This is a genomic window from Pseudomonas onubensis, from assembly GCF_965653655.1.
Taxonomy (GTDB): Bacteria; Pseudomonadota; Gammaproteobacteria; order Pseudomonadales; family Pseudomonadaceae; genus Aquipseudomonas.
In genome coordinates this window covers 1-462 of the sequence record NZ_CBFHAZ010000258.1, presented here as the reverse complement: position 1 = coordinate 462, position 462 = coordinate 1, and the positions used below count along the sequence as shown (strand labels likewise).

1 protein-coding gene is annotated in these 462 nt (G+C 48.1%); it reads left to right on the top strand.

Annotation, left to right across the window (positions count from 1 at the left end; translation table 11 throughout):
- Positions 1-462 (top strand): amidohydrolase family protein (locus tag ACTD9P_RS29860; RefSeq protein WP_438870453.1); only part of this gene is annotated, 462 nt, incomplete at both ends.

The following is a 462-nucleotide window of genomic DNA, read 5'->3' as shown; positions in this document are numbered from 1 at the left end:
ATGATAGAGCAGGCGAAAAAGGCGCCGCTGAACATCCGTTTCATGCTTCCTTCCTGTGTTCCCGCCGCTAGCTTTGAACGCTCAGGAGCTGTATTAAAAGCCGAGGATTTAAAGCCTTTTTATCAGCAGAAAGAGGTGCTCGGGCTTGCGGAAGTAATGGATTATGTGTCTTTTGCGGAAGGTGAAGAGGATATGCTTCAGAAACTCCTTGATGCCAAGCGTCACGGAAAGCGGATCGACGGGCATTTAGCCGGACTGTCTTCAGATATCATCAATATATACAGAACCGCAATGGTGTCAAATGATCATGAAGTGACGACAAACGAAGAAGCGCTGGACAGAATCAGACGGGGAATGTACGTCATGCTGCGCGAAGGATCGGTGGCAAAAAATACGCTCAATGTGCTGCCGGCGGTGAATAAAAAAAACGCGCGCCGCTTTTTCTTTTGTACGGATGATAAG